31 protein-coding genes are annotated in these 24,919 nt (G+C 58.1%); 15 read left to right on the top strand and 16 right to left on the bottom strand.

Annotation, left to right across the window (positions count from 1 at the left end; all coding sequences use genetic code 11):
• Window positions 1-51: 51 nt before the first annotated feature.
• From Q0792_RS08365 to Q0792_RS08355, 3 genes are all read right to left on the bottom strand, one after another.
• On the bottom strand, window positions 52-1,206 hold the full coding sequence (locus Q0792_RS08365; protein ID WP_298838897.1) for an ABC transporter substrate-binding protein: 1,155 nt from the start codon (window positions 1,204-1,206) through the stop codon (window positions 52-54).
• A gap of 260 nt (window positions 1,207-1,466) precedes the next feature.
• The gene (locus Q0792_RS08360) at window positions 1,467-1,907 is read right to left on the bottom strand and encodes a hypothetical protein (RefSeq protein ID WP_298838895.1); all 441 of its coding nucleotides are present in this window, start codon (window positions 1,905-1,907) and stop codon (window positions 1,467-1,469) included.
• Window positions 1,908-1,913: 6 nt separating this feature from the next.
• Window positions 1,914-3,119, bottom strand: a complete 1,206-nt coding sequence (locus tag Q0792_RS08355; RefSeq protein ID WP_298838892.1) for a pyridoxal phosphate-dependent aminotransferase — start codon at window positions 3,117-3,119, stop codon at window positions 1,914-1,916.
• 88 nt (window positions 3,120-3,207) lie between these two features.
• Between Q0792_RS08355 and Q0792_RS08350 the strand changes: the two genes are divergently transcribed.
• The 3 genes from Q0792_RS08350 to Q0792_RS08340 all read left to right on the top strand — a co-directional run bounded on the left by Q0792_RS08350 (window position 3,208) and on the right by Q0792_RS08340 (window position 4,470).
• Window positions 3,208-3,615: a helix-turn-helix domain-containing protein gene (locus tag Q0792_RS08350; RefSeq protein WP_298838889.1), complete on the top strand. Its 408-nt coding sequence runs from the start codon at window positions 3,208-3,210 to the stop codon at window positions 3,613-3,615.
• Window positions 3,599-3,865 (top strand): succinate dehydrogenase assembly factor 2, encoded by a 267-nt coding sequence (locus Q0792_RS08345; protein ID WP_298838886.1) that lies wholly within the window; start codon window positions 3,599-3,601, stop codon window positions 3,863-3,865. Before Q0792_RS08350 ends, Q0792_RS08345 begins: the two co-directional genes overlap by 17 nt.
• 92 nt (window positions 3,866-3,957) lie before the next feature.
• Complete coding sequence (locus Q0792_RS08340; protein ID WP_298838883.1) at window positions 3,958-4,470, top strand: winged helix DNA-binding protein; 513 nt, start codon at window positions 3,958-3,960, stop codon at window positions 4,468-4,470.
• On the opposite strand, the gene Q0792_RS08335 is transcribed toward Q0792_RS08340, so the two are convergent.
• Genes Q0792_RS08335 through Q0792_RS08325 form a run of 3 tightly spaced genes read right to left on the bottom strand, consistent with a single transcriptional unit; the run spans window position 4,464 to window position 6,316 of the window.
• Window positions 4,464-5,180 carry a DUF1194 domain-containing protein gene (locus tag Q0792_RS08335; protein WP_367276769.1) on the bottom strand — a complete coding sequence of 239 codons (717 nt, stop codon included), beginning with the start codon at window positions 5,178-5,180 and terminating at the stop codon, window positions 4,464-4,466. The two genes, Q0792_RS08340 and Q0792_RS08335, sit on opposite strands and share 7 nt — an antisense overlap.
• A gap of 3 nt (window positions 5,181-5,183) precedes the next feature.
• Window positions 5,184-5,888, bottom strand: coding sequence for a DUF1194 domain-containing protein (locus Q0792_RS08330; protein ID WP_298841777.1), 705 nt, complete (start codon window positions 5,886-5,888; stop codon window positions 5,184-5,186).
• Window positions 5,888-6,316, bottom strand: coding sequence for a VOC family protein (locus Q0792_RS08325; protein WP_298838881.1), 429 nt, complete (start codon window positions 6,314-6,316; stop codon window positions 5,888-5,890). Before Q0792_RS08325 ends, Q0792_RS08330 begins: the two co-directional genes overlap by 1 nt.
• 188 nt (window positions 6,317-6,504) lie before the next feature.
• Here Q0792_RS08325 and Q0792_RS08320 point away from each other — a divergent pair, with 188 nt between their 5' ends.
• On the top strand, window positions 6,505-7,329 hold the full coding sequence (locus Q0792_RS08320) for a thymidylate synthase (RefSeq protein WP_298838879.1): 825 nt from the start codon (window positions 6,505-6,507) through the stop codon (window positions 7,327-7,329).
• A gap of 1 nt (window position 7,330) precedes the next feature.
• The gene (locus tag Q0792_RS08315; protein ID WP_298838877.1) at window positions 7,331-7,816 is read left to right on the top strand and encodes a dihydrofolate reductase; all 486 of its coding nucleotides are present in this window, start codon (window positions 7,331-7,333) and stop codon (window positions 7,814-7,816) included.
• Between the two features lie 7 nt (window positions 7,817-7,823).
• Here the strand turns inward: Q0792_RS08315 and Q0792_RS08310 are convergent, their stop codons facing one another.
• Window positions 7,824-8,381 carry a hypothetical protein gene (locus Q0792_RS08310; protein WP_298838874.1) on the bottom strand — a complete coding sequence of 186 codons (558 nt, stop codon included), beginning with the start codon at window positions 8,379-8,381 and terminating at the stop codon, window positions 7,824-7,826.
• A gap of 248 nt (window positions 8,382-8,629) precedes the next feature.
• Here Q0792_RS08310 and Q0792_RS08305 point away from each other — a divergent pair, with 248 nt between their 5' ends.
• On the top strand, window positions 8,630-9,826 hold the full coding sequence (locus Q0792_RS08305) for a cytochrome P450 (RefSeq protein ID WP_298838871.1): 1,197 nt from the start codon (window positions 8,630-8,632) through the stop codon (window positions 9,824-9,826).
• A gap of 109 nt (window positions 9,827-9,935) precedes the next feature.
• Here Q0792_RS08305 and Q0792_RS08300 read toward each other — a convergent pair whose 3' ends face one another.
• A complete protein-coding gene (locus tag Q0792_RS08300) occupies window positions 9,936-10,142 on the bottom strand; it encodes a cold-shock protein (protein ID WP_298838868.1) in 207 nt (68 codons plus the stop codon).
• A gap of 186 nt (window positions 10,143-10,328) precedes the next feature.
• Between Q0792_RS08300 and Q0792_RS08295 the strand changes: the two genes are divergently transcribed.
• Entirely contained in the window at window positions 10,329-10,646 is a 318-nt protein-coding gene (locus Q0792_RS08295) for an arsenate reductase family protein (RefSeq protein WP_298838865.1), read from the top strand.
• A 10-nt stretch (window positions 10,647-10,656) separates the two neighbouring features.
• Here the strand turns inward: Q0792_RS08295 and Q0792_RS08290 are convergent, their stop codons facing one another.
• From Q0792_RS08290 to thrS, 5 genes are all read right to left on the bottom strand, one after another.
• The gene (locus Q0792_RS08290) at window positions 10,657-11,202 is read right to left on the bottom strand and encodes a DoxX family protein (RefSeq protein WP_298838862.1); all 546 of its coding nucleotides are present in this window, start codon (window positions 11,200-11,202) and stop codon (window positions 10,657-10,659) included.
• Between the two features lie 23 nt (window positions 11,203-11,225).
• Window positions 11,226-11,969, bottom strand: a complete 744-nt coding sequence (locus Q0792_RS08285; protein ID WP_298838859.1) for a DNA-binding domain-containing protein — start codon at window positions 11,967-11,969, stop codon at window positions 11,226-11,228.
• Window positions 11,966-12,820: a DUF692 domain-containing protein gene (locus Q0792_RS08280; protein WP_298838856.1), complete on the bottom strand. Its 855-nt coding sequence runs from the start codon at window positions 12,818-12,820 to the stop codon at window positions 11,966-11,968. The genes Q0792_RS08285 and Q0792_RS08280 overlap by 4 nt, the downstream gene beginning before the upstream one ends.
• Before the next feature lie 87 nt (window positions 12,821-12,907).
• Window positions 12,908-13,213, bottom strand: a complete 306-nt coding sequence (locus Q0792_RS08275) for a DUF2282 domain-containing protein (protein ID WP_298838854.1) — start codon at window positions 13,211-13,213, stop codon at window positions 12,908-12,910.
• A 206-nt stretch (window positions 13,214-13,419) separates the two neighbouring features.
• Window positions 13,420-15,366: a threonine--tRNA ligase gene (gene thrS / locus Q0792_RS08270; protein WP_298838851.1), complete on the bottom strand. Its 1,947-nt coding sequence runs from the start codon at window positions 15,364-15,366 to the stop codon at window positions 13,420-13,422.
• Window positions 15,367-15,568: 202 nt separating this feature from the next.
• Here thrS and Q0792_RS08265 point away from each other — a divergent pair, with 202 nt between their 5' ends.
• The gene (locus tag Q0792_RS08265; protein WP_298838848.1) at window positions 15,569-15,814 is read left to right on the top strand and encodes a hypothetical protein; all 246 of its coding nucleotides are present in this window, start codon (window positions 15,569-15,571) and stop codon (window positions 15,812-15,814) included.
• A gap of 21 nt (window positions 15,815-15,835) precedes the next feature.
• Here the strand turns inward: Q0792_RS08265 and Q0792_RS08260 are convergent, their stop codons facing one another.
• Both Q0792_RS08260 and Q0792_RS08255 read right to left on the bottom strand, forming a co-directional pair.
• The gene (locus Q0792_RS08260; protein WP_298838846.1) at window positions 15,836-16,252 is read right to left on the bottom strand and encodes an MAPEG family protein; all 417 of its coding nucleotides are present in this window, start codon (window positions 16,250-16,252) and stop codon (window positions 15,836-15,838) included.
• Between the two features lies 1 nt (window position 16,253).
• Window positions 16,254-17,009 (bottom strand): metalloregulator ArsR/SmtB family transcription factor, encoded by a 756-nt coding sequence (locus Q0792_RS08255; RefSeq protein WP_298838844.1) that lies wholly within the window; start codon window positions 17,007-17,009, stop codon window positions 16,254-16,256.
• A 108-nt stretch (window positions 17,010-17,117) separates the two neighbouring features.
• Here Q0792_RS08255 and Q0792_RS08250 point away from each other — a divergent pair, with 108 nt between their 5' ends.
• The 6 genes from Q0792_RS08250 (at window position 17,118) to Q0792_RS08225 (ending at window position 21,672) form a co-directional block, all read left to right on the top strand.
• On the top strand, window positions 17,118-17,879 hold the full coding sequence (locus Q0792_RS08250; protein WP_298838842.1) for an alpha/beta hydrolase: 762 nt from the start codon (window positions 17,118-17,120) through the stop codon (window positions 17,877-17,879).
• Window positions 17,879-18,316, top strand: coding sequence for a VOC family protein (locus tag Q0792_RS08245; RefSeq protein ID WP_298841774.1), 438 nt, complete (start codon window positions 17,879-17,881; stop codon window positions 18,314-18,316). The genes Q0792_RS08250 and Q0792_RS08245 overlap by 1 nt, the downstream gene beginning before the upstream one ends.
• Window positions 18,317-18,333: 17 nt before the next feature.
• The gene (locus Q0792_RS08240; protein ID WP_298841771.1) at window positions 18,334-18,948 is read left to right on the top strand and encodes a hypothetical protein; all 615 of its coding nucleotides are present in this window, start codon (window positions 18,334-18,336) and stop codon (window positions 18,946-18,948) included.
• Between the two features lie 107 nt (window positions 18,949-19,055).
• Complete coding sequence (locus tag Q0792_RS08235) at window positions 19,056-20,051, top strand: transporter substrate-binding domain-containing protein (RefSeq protein ID WP_298838838.1); 996 nt, start codon at window positions 19,056-19,058, stop codon at window positions 20,049-20,051.
• Window positions 20,051-20,833: an ABC transporter substrate-binding protein gene (locus Q0792_RS08230; RefSeq protein WP_298838836.1), complete on the top strand. Its 783-nt coding sequence runs from the start codon at window positions 20,051-20,053 to the stop codon at window positions 20,831-20,833. The genes Q0792_RS08235 and Q0792_RS08230 overlap by 1 nt, the downstream gene beginning before the upstream one ends.
• Window positions 20,834-20,961: 128 nt before the next feature.
• The gene (locus tag Q0792_RS08225) at window positions 20,962-21,672 is read left to right on the top strand and encodes an alpha/beta fold hydrolase (RefSeq protein WP_298838834.1); all 711 of its coding nucleotides are present in this window, start codon (window positions 20,962-20,964) and stop codon (window positions 21,670-21,672) included.
• 6 nt (window positions 21,673-21,678) lie between these two features.
• Here the strand turns inward: Q0792_RS08225 and phaZ are convergent, their stop codons facing one another.
• Complete coding sequence (gene phaZ, locus Q0792_RS08220) at window positions 21,679-22,959, bottom strand: polyhydroxyalkanoate depolymerase (protein WP_298838832.1); 1,281 nt, start codon at window positions 22,957-22,959, stop codon at window positions 21,679-21,681.
• Between the two features lie 106 nt (window positions 22,960-23,065).
• Here phaZ and Q0792_RS08215 point away from each other — a divergent pair, with 106 nt between their 5' ends.
• Window positions 23,066-24,871 (top strand): class I poly(R)-hydroxyalkanoic acid synthase, encoded by a 1,806-nt coding sequence (locus Q0792_RS08215; protein ID WP_298838829.1) that lies wholly within the window; start codon window positions 23,066-23,068, stop codon window positions 24,869-24,871.
• The last annotated feature ends 48 nt before the right edge of the window (window positions 24,872-24,919 follow it).

Genomic DNA, 24,919 nt, shown 5'->3' with positions numbered 1-24,919 from the left:
TTTTAGAAAAAATGGGCTGTCCGGTATCTGTTACCGGACAGCCCCGCTGTATCAGCTACCCGGCGACATCGCCGTAAAGGAGCCATCAGTTTCTATCCGGGTCAGGAAGACATCGTCAGATCCCTGGTTGTCACCAGCGCCGAATGTCATTGTCATCCCACCGAAATCAACCGTGCCAAGATTATTCATGGCTGCCATAAAGGTTTCCCGGGAGAGATCGGCACCGGCGTTACGCAGACCTTCGATTGTGAGGCGTCCGGCAACATAACCTTCGAGCGACACAAATCCCGGTTCCGCGGATGCGTCAAGCGCGCTCAGTGCCGCCTGGTATTCTGCGACGATCGGCAGATTTGTGTCCCAGGGCTGAGGCACGACCTGACTGATGATCACACCTTCTCCGTCGGCACCCAGTTCTGCCGCCAGCGCTTTGGACCCGACGAATGAAATCGTCACGAAGGTGGCATCCATTTTCATCTTGCGGGAAAGCTTGATGAACTCGGCAAGCGGCTTGTACGCGCCGACCATAACAATCGCCTGTGGCTTGGCTTTACGGATTTCCAGCAACGCAGATTTCACGGCGACTGTGTTACGGGTGTAGCTTCCCTCCGCCACAAGCGACATACCGCGTGCTTCCATGGCTTTTGTTACGCCAGACAGGCCAACACGGCCAAAGCCGTCATCCTGGTAAAGAATGGCGATGTCCGTCAGGCCTTCGACATCCACAAGGTGGTCGATCCAGGCCTGTGTTTCTGCATCATAGGTCGCGCGTACGTTTACAACGTTGTCCAGTTCCGGAGCGCGCAGGAAACCAGCGCCCGTGAATGGTGCGATCATCGGCATGCCCGCTTCTGTCGCAATCGGCTGTGTTGCTTTTGTTGTCGGCGTGCCAACGGGACCCACAAGCGCCAGATAGTCGTCGCTTTCGATGATGGTGCGCACTTCTGCGACCGAGCGGTCCGGTTCGTAGCCGTCATCAATGCTCGTCAGGGAGATCATGCGCCCGTTGATGCCGCCGGCCCGGTTTGCTTCTTCGAACGCGGCCAGCATGCCCTGCCGCATTCCGGTTCCCAGAGCGGCAGCCGGACCTTCCATGGCGGCGACCTGTGCCAGTTTGATCGTGTCGTCTGAAACGCCCTGTCCGGCCGCCAGCGGCCCGCCAACGCACAGCGCTGCGGCGAGCGCTGTCATTCTGGTGAGATGAAACATTTTGCAGAATTCCCGGTACTGTTAAAACTGCGACATTCTGGCGCGAAGAACCCTGAATAAAGGTTTAATCCGGAGCGGGAAATGGGCGACATCCGCCTGGTGCAAGTGCGCAAACTGAATGTGCCCGCAGTTCCGCGAACTGAGATAAATGCAGTTTTTCCGGTGACTTGTGAGGATCGTATCAGGCGTCTGAGCTGAGATGCGCTTTGGTCTTTGAGAAATTCCGGCAGTTTTTAAAGGTCACGAGTGACAATACGTTTTTACCCGCTATGCGGGTGGCGCGTGTGTGTGCCGCCATCTTTGTCGCCGTCGATTCCCGCAGCCATTTTCCGCACCAGAACAGATCTGAGGTCATGCAGAGCGAGCAGGAGCTGATCCGACACCTCCGAAACCTCTTCATGACTGGCATCTGACTGTATCCAGTGCGCTGTCATGTTGATCTGTTCAATTGTGTGCCTGACTTCGTCCCTGCTGCGTTGCTCCAGAACCGACCGGCGGTTATCCAGCCAGCTCCTGATGGCCGATACCTCCGCTTCGGACAATGCCCGGTTGCCATGAGGCCGGATATCGCCGTTGCGTGTGTTTGCAAAGGCGATCTGCTGAAGGTCCAGTCGTCTGAGCCGGTTTTCTGCTTCTACCCGGAAAACAGCGGCGCCGTTGTCCCGGATACGAAAGAAATACTCAGGCAGATCGGCGGCCATATCCCGTCAACCCGTCAGGCCTGCGCAGAAAGTCTGGATGCGTGTGCAGGCCTCGGTCAATGCTTCGTCCGAGGTTGCGTAGCTGACCCGGAAGTTCGGGCTCAGACCGAATGCTGCACCAAACACAACAGCAACGCCGGTTTCTTCCAGCAGCGCCGTTGCGAATGCCTCGTCGTTCTCGATCAGAACACCACCGGCCGACGTTTTCCCGATCAGTCCCGCAATTGACGGGTAGACATAAAAGGCACCTTCGGGTTTCGGGCACGTAACGCCGTCGATAGCGTTGAGCATTTCCACAACCAGGTTTCGACGACGCACAAACATTTCATTGTTGGGCGCGATGTAGTCCTGTGTACCGTTCAGGGCCTCAACGGCTGCCCACTGGCTGATGGTACAGGGGTTTGAGGTGCTCTGTGACTGAATTTTGCGCATGGCGGCGATCAGTTTCTCGGGTCCGGCGGCATAGCCGATCCGCCAGCCGGTCATCGCATAGGCCTTTGACACGCCGTTAACAGTCAGTGTCCGGTCATAAAGCCCGGGTTCCACCTGGGCCGGCGTGCAGAACTCAAAATCGTCATAGGCAAGATGTTCGTACATGTCGTCGGTCATCACCCAGACATGCGGGTGCCGCATAAGAACATCGGTCAGGCCTTTCAATTCTTCGCGGCTGTAGCCTGCGCCCGTGGGGTTGCTGGGTGAGTTGAAGATAAACCATTTGGTTCGCGGTGTAATCGCAGCCTCAAGCGCCTCTGGCGTCAGCTTGAAATCCTGTTCCAGCGTCGCAGTCGCGATGACCGGCTCTCCGCCTGCGAGGAGCACCATGTCCGGATAGCTGACCCAGTAAGGCGCGGGAATCACGACTTCCTCGCCCGGGTTCAGTGTCGCCATCAGGGCGTTGTAAAGAATTTGTTTACCACCGGTACCCACACTGATCTGTGACGGCGTATACGCCAGATGGTTGTCACGGGAGAATTTGGCGCAGATGGCCTGCTTGAGCTCTGGAATTCCGTCCACGGCGGTATATTTGGTTTTACCGGAGGCGATGGCCGCAACAGCAGCGTCCTTGATATTCTGAGGGGTGTCAAAGTCGGGCTCGCCCGCGCCGAGACCGATTACATCGCGCCCCGCTGCCTTGAGTTCACCGGCTTTGGTGGTGACCGCAATGGTCGGGGACGGTTTGACACGCGCAAGTGTCGCAGAAAGCAGTTCCATGTCGGCCTCTGGTTGATAGGACTGAGGCGCATTGTTAGGGACCATACTGACATGTATCAAGCGCGATAACAGACAAGGAGACTTCAGAATGGACGATTTCCAGGACTGGTACGGGCCTGATACCGCCACCTTCGGGGACCGGGTCGCCGCCGCGCGTGAAACCGCCGGTATGAACCAGAGTGAACTGGCGCGCCGGCTGGGTGTTCGGGTTGCAACTCTGCGGTCCTGGGAAAACGACCTCAGCGAACCGCGCGCGAACCGGTTGTCAATGATGGCAGGTCTGCTGAATGTTTCGATGATGTGGCTTATCAACGGCGAGGGCGTTGGCCTTGATGCCCCCGGCAACGACGGCGAGCTTTCCGCGACGTCGGCGGAAATCCTGAATGAAATCCGCGATCTTCGGGCGGATATGCTGTCGCGTGTAGAACAACTGGGGCGTCTGGAGAAGAAACTGCGGCAGACACTGGTGACCGAGGCGCATGACGGAACAGCATGAGCACCGCCTGAAAAGGCTGAAGATGCGCTCAATGCGCCGCGGGATCAAGGAAATGGACCTGATCCTTGAACGCTTTGCGAACGCCAGTCTTGAAGGTATGAGTGATGCGGATCTGACGCTCTACGACGCCATGCTGAGTGAGAACGATCATGACCTTTATCAGTGGGTTAGCGGTCAGGCTGCGGCTCCAGAGCCTTACGGCGATATGGTCGCCCTGATCATTGACCAGCTGCCTGAAACGCGCGGCTGAGGGCACCGCGCGCCTGTTTTTCGGGTTTTTAACGAAATATTGGCGTTTCCGTCTCAATTTCTGTGCAAATCAGAATGAATCGGAGCGCGTGTATGAGTATCCAGGATCAGATCCAGACAGACCTGCCCCAAGGGGGGCAGAATCAGGGTTTCATGGTCAGTTATCTTGAGGCCCTTTCGCTGGTGGAACGTCTCCACCGGCTGCTGCTTGATGTGATCAAGGACGAGTTTGAGCGCGTCGGTGTGCTGGAGATCAACGCTGTACAGGCCCTGTTGCTGTTCAATATCGGCGACAACGAAGTAACTGCGGGTGAACTGAAAAGCCGTGGGTACTATCAGGGCAGCAACGTCAGCTACAACCTGAAGAAACTGGTCGAGATGGGTTATATGCACCACCAGCGCTGTGAAATCGACCGCCGGTCGGTACGCGTTCGTCTGACCGACAAGGGCCGCAAGATCCGCGATGTCGTGTCAACGCTGTTCCTTCGTCATGCGGAAGGTCTCGAAGACAAAGGGGTCCTCGGTCCGGCGGGTATCGATGACATCACGACGTCGCTGAAACGTATGGAACGCTACTGGTCTGACCAGATTCGCTATATCTACTGAAGCGCACTGATGGCCAGCCCTTCGAGTTCGCGTTTCAGTTTGAGTGTCATGGCGTCTGCATATGCCTCAAACCCGATGGCCGTCTGAACAAAAGAATCCGGGCCCGTGATTACCTCGGCCCGGAAGTAAGACGAAAGCTCGCCCAGTTCCTGTTGCCGACGATCGCCTGAAGCCGGTGAGTCGGCGCCGATGACAAGAGCATTCACCGTTATACCAAGATCAGAGACATCGGTCCTGACATCCCGCGGCCTTGGCCCCAGGTTGGATTTACCATCGCCTGATATATCCAGGGTCTTTTTCCAGCAGTGGTCTTTCTGGGTCAGCAAAGACGCGCCGAGCGCCATCGCGGTGCCCAGTGCGGTACCCGGCGTGCTGCTTCTGCGTTCTGTTCGCGACAGGATAACGCTGATGTCGCGCAGATCAGCGGGCCCGCGGATTGCTGTCCACGGCACCAGAACCGCCTGATCGTCCGGCCCACTCCATTCGTAAATAATAAGAGACACAGGAGCAGATGGTGTCGACAGCAGCAGAGAAACCACATCAGGATTGTTCAGTGCGGTTACCAGCCCGTCAATCTGAAGGCGGTATTCCCGAAGATCGACTGAACCCGACACATCCAGACCAAGCGCAAGCGCCTGCCGGCAGGATTCGTCCGCCGCCAGTGGCTGTCCGGACAAAAATGACAATACAAACGCGATGGTGATGCGCACCGATCAGCCCCCTGTCGCCACAGACGCCGCCAACCCGATCACAGGAGGTGTCACCTCACGTTCCAGTTTCCTGCGCATGGCACGTTCATAGTCCTCGAACCCCTGCGCTATTTCGATAAATGCGCCGGGACCGTGCAGCACTTCTGCCTTGTAAAAAGCAATCAGACCGGTTTCGGCTTCGTAATCAGCTCCGTTGACAACAAGACCATTGACCGTAACGCCGTCAAAAGGGAACTCGCGATAGGCCTGCTCTGGTCCGAAACCCTCATTGTTCTGTCCGTCACCGGCGATGTCGATCGTCTGGTAAAGGCACTCAGGCGCACGTTCCAGCAGGCCCGCGCCATACCCCAGGGCGTACCCCATGGCTGTCGGAAAGTCATTGTGGCTGCGCGTGCTGGTGGCCACCGTTTCAGCGGCCTTCACAAGCTTTTCCGGCCTGTCAATCAGAACCCAGTCCAGCAGAATTTCCTGATTGTATCGCCCGGACCATTCGAATACCGCCAGCGCCACCGGAATATCGCTGGCGAAAAAAGCCCTCTGCACCTCAGGAGCCGTGAGCGCAGCGACGAGGCCGCCGCGCTGCAACGCATCTTCCCGTGCATCTACCGAGCTTGAGACATCCATCGCCAGAACAAGGGCCAGGCGACATCCCGCGGCATCAGCAGTGGCACCTGCAACAAGCAGTGCGCCGACAAGGGCGGACCGGATTACCAATGGCCGGTGTTCTCCATGCTTGACCACGGTTCTGCAGGCGCGAGATTTTCACCTTCCTGCAACAGTTCGATGGAGATGTTGTCCGGCGACCGGACGAAGGCCATGTGCCCATCGCGTGGCGGGCGATTGATCGTGACGCCATTGTCCATCAGGTGCTGGCACACTTCGTAGATATTGCCGACGCGGTACGCCAGGTGCCCGAAATGCCGGCTGTCCGATGGCAGGCCGTCATCGCCGTCCCAGTTGTACGTCAGCTCGACGGGGCACTCTTCCTGGCCCGGTGGCGCCATGAAAACGAGTGTGAACCGGCCACCTTCGTTGTCAAAACGACGCGTTTCCTCCAGCCCCAGAAGTCTGAAGAAGGCGATCGAGTCATCAAGATTTTTCACACGGACCATGGTGTGCAGATACTTCAGCGTCATGGGAGTCTTCCTGTAGATTAATGATTTCCAGCTAAAACGTAACACGCCCGCCGGGCATTGCCACCCGGTACCTCACGATCGTGATCGCGGCCGGCTGCTCTGGCTTTGCCTCCATCCGGTATTGCGCTAAAGCTGTCTCCAGCTGAAGGACAACCGGGCCATCCGGCTCCATCCCCGGGGAGGGAAATTTGCAACAGTATCACGATGCATTGCGCATGGTTCTGAACCAGGGGACGGAATCAACAGACCGGACCGGAACCGGAACGATTTCACATTTCGGCCTGCAGTGCAGATATCCTCTGAGCGATGGCTTCCCGCTGGTTACGACCAAGAAGCTTCATCTGCGTTCGATCATTCATGAACTGCTGTGGTTTTTGTCAGGAGATACGAACATCCGTTACCTGCAACAGAACGGGGTTTCGATCTGGGATGAATGGGCTGACGAAAACGGTGATCTCGGGCCTGTCTATGGACACCAGTGGCGACATTTCCCGAAAGTGATCCGAACAGAAGATGAAGAGGCGCGATTCCTGATCGGCGAGGTTGACCAGATCAGCACTCTCGTGGAAGCCATTCGCCGCACGCCCGACAGCCGCAGGCTTATCGTATCGGCCTGGAATCCGGGGGAGGTGGACCAGATGGCGCTGCCCCCGTGCCACACTCTGTGGCAAGTGAGGATCACGGGCGGAAAACTCCACCTGCAGCTGTACCAGCGCTCGGCCGACATGTTCCTTGGCGTGCCGTTCAACATTGCCTCTTACGCTCTGCTTCAGGTGATGCTGGCACATGTGACGGGCTATGAACCCGGTGATTTCGTGCACACCATGGGCGACGCCCATATCTATTCCAATCATCTGGATCAGGTGAAAACGCAGCTGGCACGTACACCCCGCGCGCTGCCACAGCTCCGGCTTACGCGGGATGTCGGTTCAGTTTTCGACTTCCGTTACGACGATTTTGAATTCGTGGGCTATGATCCGATGCCGGCGATCAAAGCTCCGGTTGCGGTCTGACATGCTGACGCTGATCGTCGCCCGGGCGCGGAACGGAGCCATCGGAAAGGGAAATGAAATTCCCTGGCATGCGCCGGAAGACCTCAGGGTTTTTCAGCGCGAAACCACAGGTGGTGCGCTGATTATGGGGCGTAACACATGGAACAGCCTGCCACGGCGACCTTTGCCCGGAAGGCTGAACTGTGTTGTTTCGCGGGACACAAGTGTTGCCGAGATGGTCCGTGCTGACCCTGTTGAGGCAGTAACGGCGTGCTATGAAGCAGGCTATACCCGCATTTACGGGGCCGGCGGGCAGAGAATTTATGCAGAACTGATGCCGCTGGCGGAGAGGTTGCTGATTACAGAAGTCGATGTCGAAGTATCGGAACCGGATGCGGTGTTCCCTGACTTTGACCCAGCAGACTGGCGAGAGGTGCGAAACCAGCTGGTGAGAGCCGGGGATCCGGCCTGTACGCTGCGTGAGTTCCTGCGGGCAACGACGGCCTGACACCGGTTCAGCGGCAGCGTTTTCTGATCTTTCCGTTCTTCTTGTAGCAGGATGGGTCAAGCTCATTGCTGGCGTAAGTCTGTTCACCTGCTTTATCGTCTGTCTGTACCGTTTCGTCCGAGGTACTGCTGTTGCTCTTCTCTGGTTCAGAGGGCTCTGACTTTTCAGCGGTCTGAGTTTCTTTTGCCGGGGCTTCCTGGTTTTCACCGGCCGAATCTGATGTTCCGCCGGTTTCAGCTTCTGTCGGAGATGCGCCCTGGTTTCCTTCGCCCGCTTCTGTTGCAGCCGTGTCACCGGCGGGCGGTGTCTGGCCGCCTGCGGCCGGTTGTCCTCCGGAAGAGGACGGTCGTCCGGAACTGCCAGCTGTTTCGGGCAGACCGCCGGAGGACACAGCATTGCCACCCCCGGCAGGTTGGCGGTGTTTGACAGACGAGGGGGCTTTTTTGGACAAGACTTCCTCGCCAACCTTTGCTGCCATAACATTCGTGCTCGCTGACGTCATCTGAAGCACACCGGCAGCGAGGCTGATGATCAGAGCCGAAACAACAACGAATTCCGACGTCACCGTGCCGCTCTGGCTGTTGGCAAACCGTCTGAGGCTGGCCCATAGATTTTTTTGCGCAATAGATGCGAAACTGTGGAAAAACACAGGAAAACACTCCGGGCAATCGTTAAAAACTTACTGAAAATAAGTCTTAAAGGGCGCTCGTGGCGTAAAGAGGAAATCAATCGGGCAATTTCGGGTCAGGGTTAACGACCGCTGTGAAACCGCGTGGTATTTGACAGTCTTGCCGGGACAGGCACAGTGTGCACATGCTCGATCTGACCAGCCTGCCGCCGGGTTTTCACACAGATCCCGGACCCATTTACGATCTGCTGCTTGATCACGCTCCGGTCTGCCGTCAGCCGGACGGATCTTTTCTGCTGGCTGCCCATGCGGATCTGAACAGCGTTTACCGTGACACACAATTGTTTGTGTCTGACAAGCGCGCGGTTTTCGAGCCAAAATTCGGCGCTGGCACGCCATTGTTTGAGCATCATACGACCAGCCTGGTTTTCAACGATCCTCCGCTGCACACGCGCGTCCGTCGCATTATGTCTTCAGCGCTGACACCGCGGGCGCTGCAACGCATGACACCCGGACTGATCCGCACTGTTGACCGTCTGCTGGATGAATTGCCGCCAAAAGCAGACCTCATTGCAGAGTTTGCATCCCGCATACCCATCGAAGTCATTGGCAACCTTCTGGACGTTCCGGCCGGAGAGCGGGAGCCGTTGCGCGACTGGTCGCTCAGCATACTGGGAGCGCTGGAGCCGGTTCTGTCGCCTGCTCAGCAGGAAAAGGGAAACGCGGCGGTCACCGGGTTTTCTGACTATCTGGCAGATCTTATCCGGCGGCGCAGACTCTGTCCCGGTGATCCCGAAACCGATGTGCTGACCAGACTGATCAAGGGGGACCCAGAGGGTCAGCTTTCGCCTGCCGAGCTGATCCACAACTGCATCTTCATCCTGAATGCCGGGCACGAGACGACAACGAATCTCATCGGAAGCGCGCTCGCGCTGCTTCACGACAATCCGTCCGAGCGCACTGCTCTCCTGAACAACCCGGACCTGATCGACACAGCAGTTGAAGAGGTCCTCCGATGCCGGTCACCCAATCAGTTCGGTAACCGTGTGACGACCCGGGATGTGCAGTTTCAGGGCGTTGTAATACCTGCCGGCTCAAATCTTCATCTTTGCATCGGCGCGGCGAACCGAGATCCGTCAGTGTTCACCGATCCCGGGCGGTTTGATATCAGGCGAACCCCCAACCGTCATCTTGCCTTCGGAGGCGGGCCGCATGTCTGCGTTGGCCTGACCCTCGCGCGCATGGAGGGCCGCATTGCAGTCGACCGCTTCCTGCGTCGCTGGCCGGATTATACCCTGACAGATCGGACAGAGGCCGGCCGCGTGCGGTTCAGGGGATACGAGACGCTTGTCGGCGATCTTGCGGGCCGGTCAACAGCATAATTGCGCAAACGTTTCGCTGCGCCGGAAGACAGCATTCACCGTTTTCAGCGGCGGGACTGTCCGGCTCAGGGCAGCATCGGCAGAGCGCCGCCACAGCGGCGCGATAGCGTCAGAGGAGTTTCAGGTCGCTGGCCATCTGGCGCCCGTCACGGCCTTCGGTCAGCTCAAAGCTTACTTTCTGATCATCTGCGAGACCTGTCAGTCCCGATCTTTCTACAGCGGAGATGTGAACGAAAACGTCCGACCCTCCTTCTTCCGGGGCAATGAATCCATAGCCCTTGGTCGTATTGAACCATTTCACGGTGCCAGTAGGCATTGTTCCGTGCCTCCTTTCCACTTGTGCAGCACCGGGTGGGCGGTGCCGCTGACTCTGAAGGGCGGGTTTTACTTTCTGTAAACCGCCCCACACTCTAGACATTGCTCATTGCGTCTGAAAATCAAGGGGAAGGCACCGGAACTGTTGCGGATTGCCTGATTGTTACTGGCCGTTCGGGGAATAATTATGCAGCTTTTTGGTCTGAAGAACTGTGACACATGTCGTAAGGCGTTAAAGGCGCTGCCTGATGTGGATTTTCTGGACGTTCGTGCAGATGGCGTCCCCGCTGAGTTGTTGTCACGCGCCTTTGCACAGTTCGGAACCGCGCTGCTGAATACGCGTTCTGCGACATGGCGGGGACTGGACGAGAGCGAAAAAGCGGATGATCCGGTTGATCTGCTCACGCGGCATCCGACGCTGATGAAGCGCCCCCTTATCGCGGACGGCGAGACGCTCTATCTGGGGTGGACACCCGAAACGCGCAGTTCGCTGTCCGTGGAATGAGCGCGGCGACTCAGTCCGATGGTTTGCGGCGAAACGCCGCGTCCAGAGACAGCGGTCCGGCGCCTTTGACGACAAGGACCAGTAACACAAAAATCCAGAAGGCGCGCTGATCGAGGATGACGCTGTCGGGAAAACGGTCAAACCACGCGCCCAGCGTTTCTTTGTGTGCAAGTCCGCCGTGTCCCCAGAGATCGGTGAGTGACTGCACCACCACAAAGCCGATCATGGCCAGGGCAGACAACCTGGTGAACAGGCCGATCACGATCAGAGCCGGCAGGATGAACTCTGCCCAGGTGCCAGCAACAACGACGGCCCAGTGATAGGTCGTCAGCTGTGTGACGTCATAAGTGACCGCCTCCATCGCCTTCGGGAAAATCTGTGCGTAGGCACCGATGGATGGCGAGAAAAGCCCGGCAAGACCGTCACCAAGTTTAGTCATCCCCGAAACCCAGAAATAGAACAGCAGGGTTGCGGCAAAGATCAGCCGCGCGACGCTCGAAAGGAGCCAGTCTGCCCGCGAGAGCCGGTTGGTGACGTTGGTATAGAGGGAAATCATCGTTCAGTCCTTTGTTCGGGCCTTTATTCCGGCGCTGCAAACGCCTCGGTCGTCAGAGAGAGTGTGAGTGTTGCCGCAAGGTCGAAATCCGGCGTTTTGCGCAGGGTTTCTGCATGCGCTTCGCCCAGTGAACTTCCACGCGCGAGCGCGTCGAACCAGAGCGCGGCACCGTGTGGGAGCAGATGCGGGGCCGGGTCAAATTCGGGCCGGGTCACCAGAACGTCCTGAGCAGCGGCACGGGGCTTCGGTGCATCCGTGACGTTGTTGAAGCGCCATAAATCAAACAGCGGCCAGCGGGACCTGATCACAATTGTCGAGGGTGCGGGCGCGAGCCTGATTGCCATAAGCGTTTCCGGGACCGTCTGCAGGACGGCAGGGTCCAGCGATGCGGCGTCTGCGGCATGGTAGGATCTGCGAAAAGCCAGATCGAGGCGTGCGCAGTCGGCGAGATAGCCGATATGGGACAGTGGCGCAAAACCGGACAGGAACTCCGGGAACGTTTCACCGTAATACATCATGAGAGGCGATGCGGGTGGGTTTTCCCGCACGTAGTGACCGGCCAGTTGCCCGAAAGTCTGTGTGCCGATCAGTTTTCGAACCAGAGGGAACGCTGTTGCGAGTGCCTCGGTGAGGGAAACCACAACATTGTTGCGATAAACAGAAAAGCGCGCACCGGCCGGGCCCGCGTGCGGGTTCTGCAGTCCTTCTGGGACAGCGCGGTCTGCGTCCAGCAAAGCGGCACGGAATTCTGACTGAGAGACTGTCATCTCACTGGCTGAAGTGCTTCGGCCGCCCGGCGGGCTTCGGCCCGAAGTACGGGCCAGTCCGGGACATCGTTGTCCCATTCGACGAGGACCGGTCGGGGCCCGGTGACCGCCAGTGTATAGCACAGCAATTGCCAGACCGGGTCGACGACCGGCTTGCCATGGCTGTCGATCAGCAGGGCTGCGCCGTTATCGTCGGTGTCTTCGTCATGACCGCCAACATGGATTTCACCAACCGCGTCAAGCGGGTAAGCATCGATATATCCCTCCGGCGAATAGCCAAGGTTTGTCGCGGAGATGAAAACGTTGTTGACGTCAAGCAGCAGCCCGCATCCGGTCCTGCGCACGACTTCGGCCAGAAAATCGGTCTCGTCCCATGTGCTTTCCGAAAATGCCAGGTAACTGGACGGGTTCTCGAGAAGCATGCGCGTGCCCAGAGTGTTCTGTACTTCGTCAATGTGGGCACAGACGAGTTTCAGCGTGTCGTTGGTATAGGGCAGGGGCAGCAGATCATTGAGGAATTCTGCACCATGTGTTGACCAGGCAAGATGTTCGGAAAAACTGGCAGGCCGGAGCCAGTCGACAAGCTTCCTGAGGCGGGCAAGGTGGTCTTTGTCCAGCGGACCTTCGCCGCCGATGCTGAGACCGACGCCGTGCACGGAAACAGGGAACCGCTCCGCCAGGCTGCGCAGTTGAGCCAGTGGACGTCCACCGGAGCCCATATAGTTTTCCGCGTGCACCTCTATCCACGATACCGGGGCAGGTTCGTTGAGCAGATCGTTAAAGTGCTGTGGTTTGTAACCGACACCCGGCCCGTCAGGCAGCCGTTCGAAGCGGGGAGAATTGTCCAGCATTTAGGCCTCCTGTCCGTCGGTCGGGTACAGAAAAGAAGGGGGTGGCAGGCGACCATTGTCGCCTGCGCGCAAGTTTCCTTCTCCGGATCAGGCTGGCAGATCGCGGCTCAGCTCTTCGAGCGAACCTTCGCGTGCTGTGCCGTCTGCCATATTCGGCAGTTCGATCTCGGCGCAGGTGCCTGCATCGACAAGTGTCCATGCGTTGCCCTGATAGTCGACCGTAGACGTCCCGGCGCAGGTCGTGCCTGGCCCGGCAGCGCAGTCATTTTCGCCGGCCAGGGAAACGCCATAGCACTTCTCCTTGGCAGCAGCTTCGGCTGTTGTTGTGCTGTGACCCACCAGCGCGGCAGCGACGGCACCTGCGATTGCAACGGTCTTCATTGTATTCGACATGTGTTTTTTCCCTTGTTACCGGCCAAGCTGGCCTTTCGTGGTGTATAGGTAGTTGTACCGGCCAGAGGTTACCATTCACGAGCCTGTGTGTCACATCGACGTTAGAAAGTTCCTGGCAATTTGTCAGAAAACACGGCCTTTCCGGGCCGTAATGTTACAAAACCGCCCCGATAGTTGTTATAGAAGGTGCGCTGCCCTTGCCATTGTTACAACAGGTCCGGCGGTGTCGCGTCGGTACCAAGCCGCTTTGTTACATCCGTCAGCGCCTGAACGCTGGTTTGTTTCTCGCCCAGACGCCTGACGGTCACCGTGCGCTCCTCGACCTCGCGGGCACCAACGGCCAGAATAACCGGCACTTTGCCAACGGAGTGTTCACGCACTTTGTAATTGATCTTTTCATTGCGGACATCTGCTTCGGCGCGCACACCTGCTGCTTTCAGTTCGGCAACGATCTCGTGCACGTACTCGTCAGCGTCTGAAATGATCGAGGCCACAACAACCTGGCGCGGCGCCAGCCAGAAAGGCAGTCTGCCCGCAGAATTCTCAATCAGAATTCCGATGAACCGCTCAAAAGAGCCGAGGCACGCGCGGTGCAGCATATAGGGGCGATGTTTCGCGCCGTCCTCGCCGATATATGTCGCATCCAGCCGTTCGGGCAGGTTGGGGTCGACCTGGAAGGTGCCGCACTGCCATTCGCGGCCAATCGCGTCGGTCAGTTTGAAATCGAGTTTCGGGCCGTAAAACGCACCTTCGCCTTCGTCCAGGGTATACGGGTGCCCTGTTGCCTTGATGGCATTTTCGAGGGCGGCTTCAACATGATCCCAGCTTTCCTCGGATCCGACTCGTTTTTCGGGGCGGGTCGCAAACATGATCTCAAAGCTTTCAAAGCCGAGGTCCTGATAAACTGACGACAGATAATTGATGAAGTTTGCGCACTCCGCCTCAATCTGGTCCTCGCGGCAGAAGATGTGGCCATCATCCTGGGTAAAGCCGCGAACCCGCATGATCCCGTGCAGCGCGCCCGACGGCTCATAGCGGTTGCAGGAGCCGAACTCGGCCATACGCAGGGGCAGGTCGCGATAGGATTTCAGACCCTGGTTGAAGATCTGCACATGGCAGGGGCAGTTCATCGGCTTCAGTGCGTTGATCGCCTTTTCGCGCGCGTGCTCTTCGTCCACTTCGACGATGAACATATGCTCCTGGTATTTGTCCCAGTGTCCGGATTCCACCCACAGCTTGCGGTCCACGACCTGGGGTGTGTTGACCTCGACATAGCCGGCAGCGCGTTGCTTGCGGCGCATGTAGTCCTGGAGGGTGGTATAGATAGACCAGCCGTTCGGGTGCCAGAAAACCTGCCCGGGGGCTTCTTCCTGCATGTGGTACAGGTCCATCTCGCGGCCCAGTTTGCGGTGATCGCGTTTGGCGGCCTCTTCCAGCATGTTCAGGTGCGCGCGCAGCTTTTCCTTGCCGGTAAACGCCACACCATAGATGCGTTGCAACATGGCGCGGTCACTGTCGCCGCGCCAGTAGGCACCGGCAATCGACATCAGCTTGAAAGCATCTCCGGGAACCTGCCCGGTGTGCTGCAGGTGGGGGCCACGGCAGAGATCCTGCCAGTCACCATGCCAGTACATCCGCAGCGGTTCATCGCCGGGGATCGCGTCGATCAGTTCAACCTTGTAGGGCTCGTTGTTGTCCTCGTAGAACTGCACGGCCCGCGCCCGGTCCCAGACCTCGGTTCGTACAGGGTCCCGCTTGTTGATGATCTCTTTCATCTTCTTTTCAATCAGGCCGAGATCTTCCGGCGTGAAGGGCTCGGCGCGGTCAAAGTCATAATACCAGCCATCTTTGATCACCGGGCCAATGGTGACTTTGGTCTCCGGCCAGATTTCCTGAACAGCGCGGGCCATGATGTGCGCCAGGTCGTGGCGGACAAGCTCGTTGGCCTGTTCTTCATCCTGCATGGTGTGAATCGCGATGCTCGCGTCTGCCTCGATGGGCCAGGCCAGATCATAATGTGCCCCGTTCACGGTGGCACTGATCGCCTTTTTGCGCAGGGAGGTAGAGATGCTGGCCGCAACATCGCCTGCGGTCACGCCGGCATCGTATTCGCGTGCATTGCCATCGGGAAAAGTCAGGGAGATCCGGGCCATCAGGGGCACTCCTCGTCGGTCTGGCGCCTACGAGACGCCCGGTTGCGGGTTATGGTGTCGCGCTCTTCGCCCTGCGCGCGTCGGCTGTCAAGCAAGAATGGCTGCCAGACAACCATTGTATACCTAAGAATACGTTGACTGCGACATTTCACGTGTTAAATCCGACACAACGGCAATGGGCCGTAGCCACCGGGGGAACCAGATGCCACGCTACAACAAGACGTTCGATCTGAGCATTCATGACGTGGATCTGATTGAAGAGGCCTTGCGTGCCCGTGGCCGTGAATTGTGCCGTATGCGCCGCGCGTTGTCCGAGGAAAACCCCGCCGACCTGCAATCTGTTGGTGTTATTGAAGCCGACCAGCGCGAAAATGAGGAGCTGCTCGGCCGGCTTCACAATCAGAAGATTTTCTACCGCCCCGGCGCGGCACCCTACGTCGGCGGGTAACCGCACCGGCGGCGGGAGGGCTCAGCCCTTCCAGGCCGCCCCCGCCATTATCAGACAGCACAGCCAGCCCGCAGTGAAAAGCAGTGGCCTGACCGGCATACGCGCTGCGCCTGTAATCATGCCGGCGGCATGCGCGACACGCAGCCAGAAAAAGGCGATGGCAGTCCAGAGTGTGACTGTCGAATAGGCATCCAGACGATCGACAATCAGTACAAGAATGGCAAACGGCAAGAGCTGTTCCAGCAGGTTCAGATGTGCGCGGTGCGCCCGGTGCACCCATTCCGGAAACCCTTCCAGTGATGGCGGCCGTGCAAAGCTGTCTGCGTTTGTCTGCGGGTGTTTGTTGACCCCGACAATGTAGGGAATCCAAAGCGATGCGGCGAGAATACACAGCATGACGACGATCCCGAGTTCGGTTGAAAGTGCGGGGTTGTCCATCTTATGCCTCCTCGCTGTGCGAGAATTTCACAGCGCGACCTGTCTCTAGCCAGGTCTTCAGCCCGGCAAGCGTACGGTGCCAGCCATCTGCGACCCCTTCCTGACCAGCAGGAATGTCGTAGTGTTCTACCGTCAGCAGGCAGTTATCCCCCTGCGGGTCGATCATGTAGACAAAACGTGAGGTTTCCAGCGGCACATCCGGTCCGGCCCAGTGCGGCTCAAAAGTGCTCTCGATGCGTGTTTTGGGTGTCAGTTTGGTTTCCGTCAGCACAAGCATCAGGTTCTTATCCGGCATGCGGAACACCAGTCTGTTGCCATCGCGCTCGCAGCTGCCTGCAACAAAGTTGTAAGCCGCATTGGCCTCCGGATCGGTCAGCGCATGCCACAGGGCGTCCTGTGTGCAGTTGATATAGGTCTGCATCATAAAGTCGGGTTTGGTCATTTTCCGTGGTCCTTCGAGTTGGGTTTTCAGGTCAATCACCGCTCGTGCCGCCGGTTGTTCGAGCAGGGGCCCGATCCAGCGGTCTGTCGCTTCCTGCAGGGGCAGGGCGTTGATGTAGTGGTACTTAAACCGGCCTTTCTTATGGGTAACGACGAGCCGGGCCTCTTCGAGCACACCGAGATGTTTCATCACGCCAAAACGCGACATCTTAAATTGCTCAGAGAGATCCTGGAGGCTCTGACCGGGTGTTGCGCGCAGGATGTCCAGCAGCTGTCTGCGGGCTGGGTCGGCCAGAGCTTTGAAAATCGAATCCATATAAATCTTATAGGTTACTAAATAGTCACGTGACAATAGAGTAACATAAAAAATCCTGTTGCAGCAGGTCAGTGCGCCGTCGCATGATCCGCAAAAAAGGAAAAATCCATGTCTGCACCGCAATATTTCGAGACGCCGCACGGACGGCGTCTGGCCTATCATCTCCATCCCGGAAAAGGCCCCTGCATCGTGTTCCTTGGTGGTCTGAAATCGGACATGGAAGGTACAAAGGCGCTGCATCTTGAAGCCTGGGCGCGAGCGCAGGGTCGGGCGTTTCTGCGTTTTGACTATTCCGGTCACGGACAGTCATCCGGTACCTTTGAGGAAGGCTGTATCGGCGACTGGGCCCAGGACACGGCGGACATACTGACAGAAGTTGTCAACGGACCTGTGGTACCGGTTGGTTCCTCAATGGGTGGATGGCAGGCGTTGTTATTCGCCCGGCGTGCCGTGAAACGTGTTGCGGGTATGGTGACGATCGCCGCGGCACCGGATTTCACCGAAGACGGCTATTGGGCCTCTTTTTCTGATGCCCAGAAAGAGCAGATAGAAAAGGAGGGGCGCATTGAAATACCGTCCGACTATATGGAGCCGTATGTGATCACCAGGCGCATGATCACAGATGGCCGGGACCAGCTCGTTCTGCGCAATCCGCTCGAGTTACGGTTCCCGGTCCGGTGTCTGCAGGGGACGGCCGATACGGCGGTCAGTACAGAAACGGCAGTGCGACTGCTGGAGCATGCCTCGTCATCCGATATGCAGCTGCTGCTGGTCAAGGACGCGGATCACCGGTTTTCCGACGAAACCTGCCTGCGTCTTATCGAGGATGCGGTCGCAGAAGTCCTTTCACTCGCAGAGACTGTGGGATGATGGAACAGCGCATCAGTCTGATCACCCTTGCCGCACGGAACATCGATACACTGGCTGCGTTCTACCAGGCGCTGGGCTGGGAGCGCACAGACAGCCCGGATGGTGTCGTTGCTTTTGACCTGATCGGACAGACGCTGGGCCTTTATCCCCTTGATAAACTGGCACTGGATATCGGGATCGAACCAGAGGCGCTGGGTCATGGCGCAATGACCCTGGGGCACAATGTACTGAGCCGCGAAGAGGTGGCACCGGTTCTGGCAAAAGCCGAGACCGCAGGTGGCCGCATTCTGAAACCCGCACAGGACGTCTTCTGGGGTGGTCATCATGGGTATTTTGCGGATCCCGAGGGCCATATCTGGGAGGTTGCCCACAATCCGTTTTCGCCGCTTCGCGACGATGGTGCCTTTCGCTGGAATGGATACGGGGAACCCGGCTGATGCGACGGCCGCGCAGCATGTGGTCGCTGGAGACTTTCGGGCGCGTCAGGCTGTCCAGGCATTTCTACATGCGCGACTTCCTGTATTCGGAAATCAGCAGTTATCACCAGATCCGGAACATTCCTGACGACCCCGACCTCGCGATCGAAAACGGTCGGGCCCTGTGCACGCAACTGCTCGACCCTCTGGAGGAAACATTCGGGCGTATTGCTGTCCGCTCGGGTTACCGGTCAGCAGCGCTCAACCGGTTCGGCAATGAAAACCGACTGAACTGTGCCCGTAACGACAACCCGCTTGAATGCCATATCTGGGACCGGGGGTCGGGGTCTGAAGCGATTGCCGGCACATCTCTGGTGATCCCCTGGTTTGCGGATCAGTATGATCAGGGGCGCGACTGGCGCGATCTTGCGTGGTGGATACACGACCATCTTCCCTATTCGGACATGTGGTTTTTCCCGAAGCTTGCTGCGCTGAACCTCGTCTGGCGCCCGGTGCCACAGCGGACGATTTCCAGCTATATCGCACCACGGGGAATGTTGTTGCGCGCAGGGCACGAGGCGAGTGAAGCGCTGGAAAGCCGCCGCACCCGGTATGCAGATTTTCCACGATTCCGCGGGATAGACTTCCCGTAGAACGTGCACATTTTGTGGATAAAGTGATATTTTACCACAACATCCTGGAATCTGATTGACCCACGACAATGACTTTGCAGTATGACCGGATCATTGGGGGATGATTCATGGTCCGACCGCTGGCCATAGCGATATTTGTATTGTCGTTGCAGGCGACGGCTGCGCAGGCGCAGGTCTGCGGTGGCCCGTATATCGTGCGGCCGGGAGACAGCCTGTCTCTGATTGCTGCACGTGCTTACCGGAACGCCTTTCTGTGGACCCGGATCTTCGAGGATAACCGGGATGTGATCGGGCCTGACCCTGACCGCATTCTGGTGGGCAGCCGCCTTGTCCTGCCGTGCGACGAGCAGGGTAATCCTGTCGCCGAAGTGCTTTCGCCGGAAAACAAAACCCTGACTGACAACGACCCGGAGCCTGAAATCCCGGCGCCGATCACTGCCACAGCTCTCTATGAGATCGCGCCGTTTGTGACCGAAGCCCGTCCGAATGGGGGGATGATAACAGATATTTTCAGCACCGCTCTGCAGAAGGCATTCCCGGAGCGTGCAGGCCCTGTGCGGCCCGGGCCCGGTACGACGGCGGATGCGCCGGTTGTTTTTCCGCTGTTCGCATGCGACCGGGACGCCCGTGACAGAATATGCGACAGGTTTCTGCTTGCCGATCCGGTTTTTGAGGTGCTCATCCATCTCTACGTACGGACACAGGATCCGCTGATCCTGAACGGGTCACACCAACCCGATCCTGCCCGTCTGTGCCGGCCGGCGGGTTTTCAACAGGTAACACCGGAGGAAAACCGGATGCGGCGGATGGAGACCGCAGAGGCATGTTTTGCAGCACTCATCGACGGACGGGTGGACGGTGTGGTGCTGAATGAATTCTCCGGCCGCCAGACGCTGGCCAGGATGGGCCTTTCGGACAATACAGTCACACAGGAGGCGCACCCGCTCGCGATAACCACGCTGCACGCGGGCGTCCGCGTTGCGTCCCCGGGGGCCGGGCAGGTGCTGGCTGATCTGAACCAAGCCCTCGCTTCGATGCGAAAAGACGGCTCCTTTCAGGTGCTGCTGGACCGGCACCTGACCTACGTCTGGGCGGGACTGTGATGCGTAGGCTCTGCGCGGGTGTTCTCGTGGCCATGGTCAGTGTTGGAACGTCTGCCGTCGCGGATATCAGCCTGCTGGCTGCCGGCGGAAATGCGCCTTTTGCAGATCCGGAGTGGCCGCATCGCGGGCTGGCAACTGAACTTGTGGAGACAGCCCTGAAGGTCGGCCCTGACCCGTTGCCGCACAGTCTCGCGTGGCAACAGGACGTAACCCGCCATCCGGACATTCTGACCGCTTCCGAAGCGGATATCGGATATCCATGGATCGGCGCCGACTGTGATGGTGCGGGCGCGGCCACCCCGGTGTGTCGCAGCTTTCACTTCTCTGATCCGATCGCCGAAGTAGCGGTTCTTCTGTTTACCACGACGGAGGGGGAGTTTGATTTCCGGCAGATTGCAGACCTTGAGGGACGCAGACTGTGCCGTCCGGCGCGGCACTACTCTGTCCGGGTGCCATCGAGCGGACCCTATGAAATGCGCGAGGCAGCGTCTCCCGCTGCATGCTTCTCAATGCTTGTGGCGGGAGATGTGGATGCAGTCGCCATTGACGAGTTTCTGGGCGTCCAGCAGCTCTTTGCTCTGGGGTTGACCGAAAAGGTGGTTCCGCTGCCGCGCCCCTTTGGTACGCAGACACTGCATGCGGTCATTTCCCGTACACACTGGCGTGGTACGACCCATCTGTACCGGATCAACGCGGGCCTTGCGCGATTGCGGGGTAACGGGGGATATGCGGAAATCCTCGACCGCCACCTGACCCTCTACTGGGATGAGATTAAACGCTGATTTTTGCTCAGCGCCGTGTGTGACCTCTTGCGGTATCGCGCTATGCGGGTAGACTCGACGCATTGAGCATCGGCGCAGGATCTGACATATGACCAGAGTATCCGGTTCGCTCCTGTATGGGGGTGCAGATGGCTGAGCCACTGGTCTTTTTGCCCGGGATGATGTGCGATGCCCGCCTCTTCGGGCCGCAGATTGCGGAACTCTCTTCAGAGATACCTGTTACGGTGGCGCCGATAACGTCCGGTGAACGGATTGAGGAGATTGCCTCGGCTTTGCTGGACCAGCTGCCTCAGCGCTTTGCGCTCGCCGGTCTGAGTATGGGCGGCATTGTCGCGATGGAGCTGTTGCGGCGCGCCCCCGACCGGATCACCCGAATTGCACTGATGGATACAAACCCGCTGGCTGAGACGCCACAGATGGCCACAGCGCGCGAGCCACAGATCGTGGCGGCACGGGCGGGGCGGATGCTGGACGTGATGCGAGAGGAAATGAAACCCAAGTATCTGGCGCCTGGTCCTCATCGTCAGGCCGTGCTTGATCTGGTCATGGACATGGCGGATGCACTGGGGCCCGAGGTTTTCGTGCGCCAGTCCCGTGCGCTGCAGCGCCGGCGTGACCAGCAGAAAACGCTCCGGCAGTGCAAAGTGCCTGCGCTTGTGCTTTGCGGCGCACATGACGTGCTCTGCCCGGTCAAGCGGCACGAGTTCATGTCGGAACTTATCCCGTCAGCGACGCTGCGCGTACTGGATCACTCGGGGCATTTGCCACCACTTGAGCAGCCCGCAGAAACAACTGCAGCTTTGCGCGAATGGATGGCTCTTCCGCTGGTTCTGCGCTGACCGCGATCAGGCCGCGGTATTGCGGTTTGCGGCTTTTCGTGGCGCGCGCGCCGGTTTTCCGGAATTTGCGTCGATGAAGTCCAGCACCAGCGGGCGGATATTCCGCCGCCAGCTTTTGCCGGCGAAAATCCCGTAATGGCCTGCGCCTTCCTCGAGATGGCTGGCCTTTTTGTCGTCGGGCAGGCCGGTGCAGAGATCAAGCGCAGCAATACACTGACCCGGTGCCGAGATGTCGTCCTTGGATCCTTCGACCGTCTTGACGGCCACAGTTGTAATTTTTCCGATGTCGACCTGCTTCCCGGCGACCGTGAATTCGTTCTTTGCGATTTCGCCGTTCTTGAAAATACGTTCGACCGTCGAAAGATAGAACTCGGCGGTCATGTCCATCACCGCCAGATATTCGTCGTAGAACTTGTTGTGCTTGTCATGCTCAGCGGCTTCGCCACGGGCCACCCGGCCAATCTGGTCTGTAAATGCCCGGGCATGCGTCTCAAGGTTCATCGAGATGAAAGAGTTCAGCTGAAGAAGGCCGGGGTATACCATGCGGCCCACGCCCGGATACTTGAACCCGACGCGCTGGATCATCAGCTCTTCAAGCTGTCCCATGGTCACCCGGTGGCCAAAGTCCGTCACATCGGTTGGTGTCGCATTGGGGTCAATCGGTCCGCCGATCAGCGTCAGGCTGCGGGGCTGCGCAGAAGGATCTTCCTCGGCCAGATAGGCGGTCGCGGCCAGCGTGAGCGGTGCAGGCTGACACACCGCGATTACATGTGTGTCCGGACCCATCTTTTTCATGAAGTCGACCAGATAGAGCGTGTAGTCCTCGATATCGAATTTACCGGCGCTGACCGGGATATCGCGCGCATTGTGCCAGTCGGTGATGTAAATGTCGGCGTCGGGCAGCAGACTTATCACGGTCGAGCGCAGCAATGTTGCGTAGTGACCGGACATCGGCGCAACAAGCAGAACCTTTCGCTTGGGTTCTTCTCTGCCGGGTACGACAAAATGCAGCAGGTCGCCAAAGTCACGTTCAATTACCGCTTCGGTTGTGACAACATGATCCTGCCCGTCTACGCCGGGCACCGGAGGGATATTCCAGTCCGGTTTGACAATCATTCGCTGGAACGTGCGCTCGGTCACCTCGCCCCAGGCGCGCGCCCAGGACAATGCAGGATTTGGTATCATGGCAAAGGCAGGGTAGGATGCCATTGCAAGAGCGGATGCACCCAGCCACTGGTTCGTGTTCCGGATCGTCTCCATAAGGTCGTATGTGGCCATGTAGCGCATAGGGGTATCCTTCAATCAAACGGGCGCACCAGTACAGAAAGCCGCCCCGCCCCCTGAAAGCCAACGACAATATGCTGCAGGTGCAACATACGAGGGAAAGACTGATATGACAACAAAAACTGACACTCCCGATATCCCCTCCGGCGAAACGCTGGAGCGTATGACGCACAACCTGCAGAAAGTTGAGGAGCTGAGCGAACGGCTGCACCGGGTCATGGCAACAAGGCAGGGGCACAACCCGGCACTGGACGGGCCCGGGCAGGATCTCTTCGGCAAGGCGGCGCAGTCCTACTGGGCTGAGGCGGTCAATAATCCGGCCAAGGTGCTGGAACATCAGATGTCTTACTGGTCCGAGACAATGAAGCACTTTGTGCAGGCGCAGCAAACGCTGGCAAAGGGAAAGCTGAGCGCGCCGGAGGATCCCGGCCCGTCAGACCGACGCTTTTCCAACCCGCTCTGGGATACGCATCCCTATTTCAATTTTGTCAAACAACAGTACCTGATCAACGCGCAGGCGCTGACCCGCGCTGTAGAAGACGTCGGGGATCTCGACCCGCTTGAGAAAAACAGGCTCAAGTATTTTGCCCGCCAGATCGTTGATATGATGTCGCCCACGAATTTCCTGGCGACGAACCCCGATGCGCTGGAGCGGGCGATCGAGACCGAAGGGCAGAGCCTTGTTCAGGGTCTGGAGAATCTGATCCACGACCTTGAGGCCAACAACGGCGAGCTGGTCGTCAAACTGGCGGACGAAGAGGCGTTCGAGCTGGGGCGCAACATCGCCACAACACCCGGCAGCGTCGTTTTCCGCAACCGGATGATGGAACTGATCCAGTATACGCCCACCACGGATGAAGTGCGCAGAACGCCGCTGGTGATCTTCCCGCCCTGGATCAACAAGTACTATATTCTCGACCTCAAGGCGCAGAACAGCCTTGTGAAATGGCTGACCGAGCAGGGGTACACGGTCTTCATGGTCTCGTGGATCAATCCGGACCCGACGTATGCTGAGATCGGTCTCGAAGATTATATTGAAGACGGTTACCTGAGCGCGATCAGTGAAATCAAAACGATCACTGGCGAGAAGCAGGTCAATGCGGTCGGTTACTGCATCGCCGGCACCACATTGTCACTGACACTGTCGCTGATGAAGCAGCGCGGCGACAAGTCGGTGAAATCCGCGACGCTCTTTACCGCGCTGACAGACTTTTCTGATCAGGGAGAGTTCACGCCCTTCCTGACCAACGATTTTATCGACGGGATCGAAGAGGAAATCGCGGACAAAGGCGTCCTGCCATCAGTGATTATGGCCAGAACCTTCAGTTTCCTGCGCAGCAATGACCTGATCTATACCCCTGCGATCAAAAGCTACATGATGGGCGAGACACCACCCGCGTTTGATCTGCTCTACTGGAACGGTGACGGTGCGAACCTGCCGGGTAAGATGGCGAAGCAGTATCTGCGTGGTCTGTGTCAGCGCAATGAACTGGCCGACGGCGGGTTCGAACTGATGGGCCATCGGCTGAAGCTGTCGGATATCACCGTGCCGCTCTGTGCGATTGCCTGCGAGACAGACCATATTGCGGCCTGGAAAGACAGCTATCGCGGTGTCCAGCAGATGGGATCAAAGGACAAAACCTTTATCGTGACCCAGTCCGGACACATCGCGGGCATTGTGAATCCGCCCAGCCGGAAAAAATATGGTCACTATACCAACCCTGATCTCAGTCTGGATCACAAAGACTGGCTGGAGGATGCGGATTTCAATGAAGGTTCCTGGTGGCCGCGGTGGGAAGCATGGCTGGAAAAGCGCTCTGGCAAGCAGATTCCCGCACGTATTCCGGGAGATTCGAGCCACCCCGTGCTCTGTGATGCACCCGGTACATATGTTGCTGGCAAGGCAACCTTATGATTTTGGTAGACTAATTCCTGATCCGCCGATTAATGCTGCAATGCAGAA

This window comes from uncultured Roseobacter sp. (assembly GCF_947495025.1).
GTDB lineage: Bacteria > Pseudomonadota > Alphaproteobacteria > Rhodobacterales > Rhodobacteraceae > Roseobacter.
The sequence above is the reverse complement of the archived record's forward strand: the minus strand, read 5'-3'. Positions and strand labels throughout refer to the sequence as shown.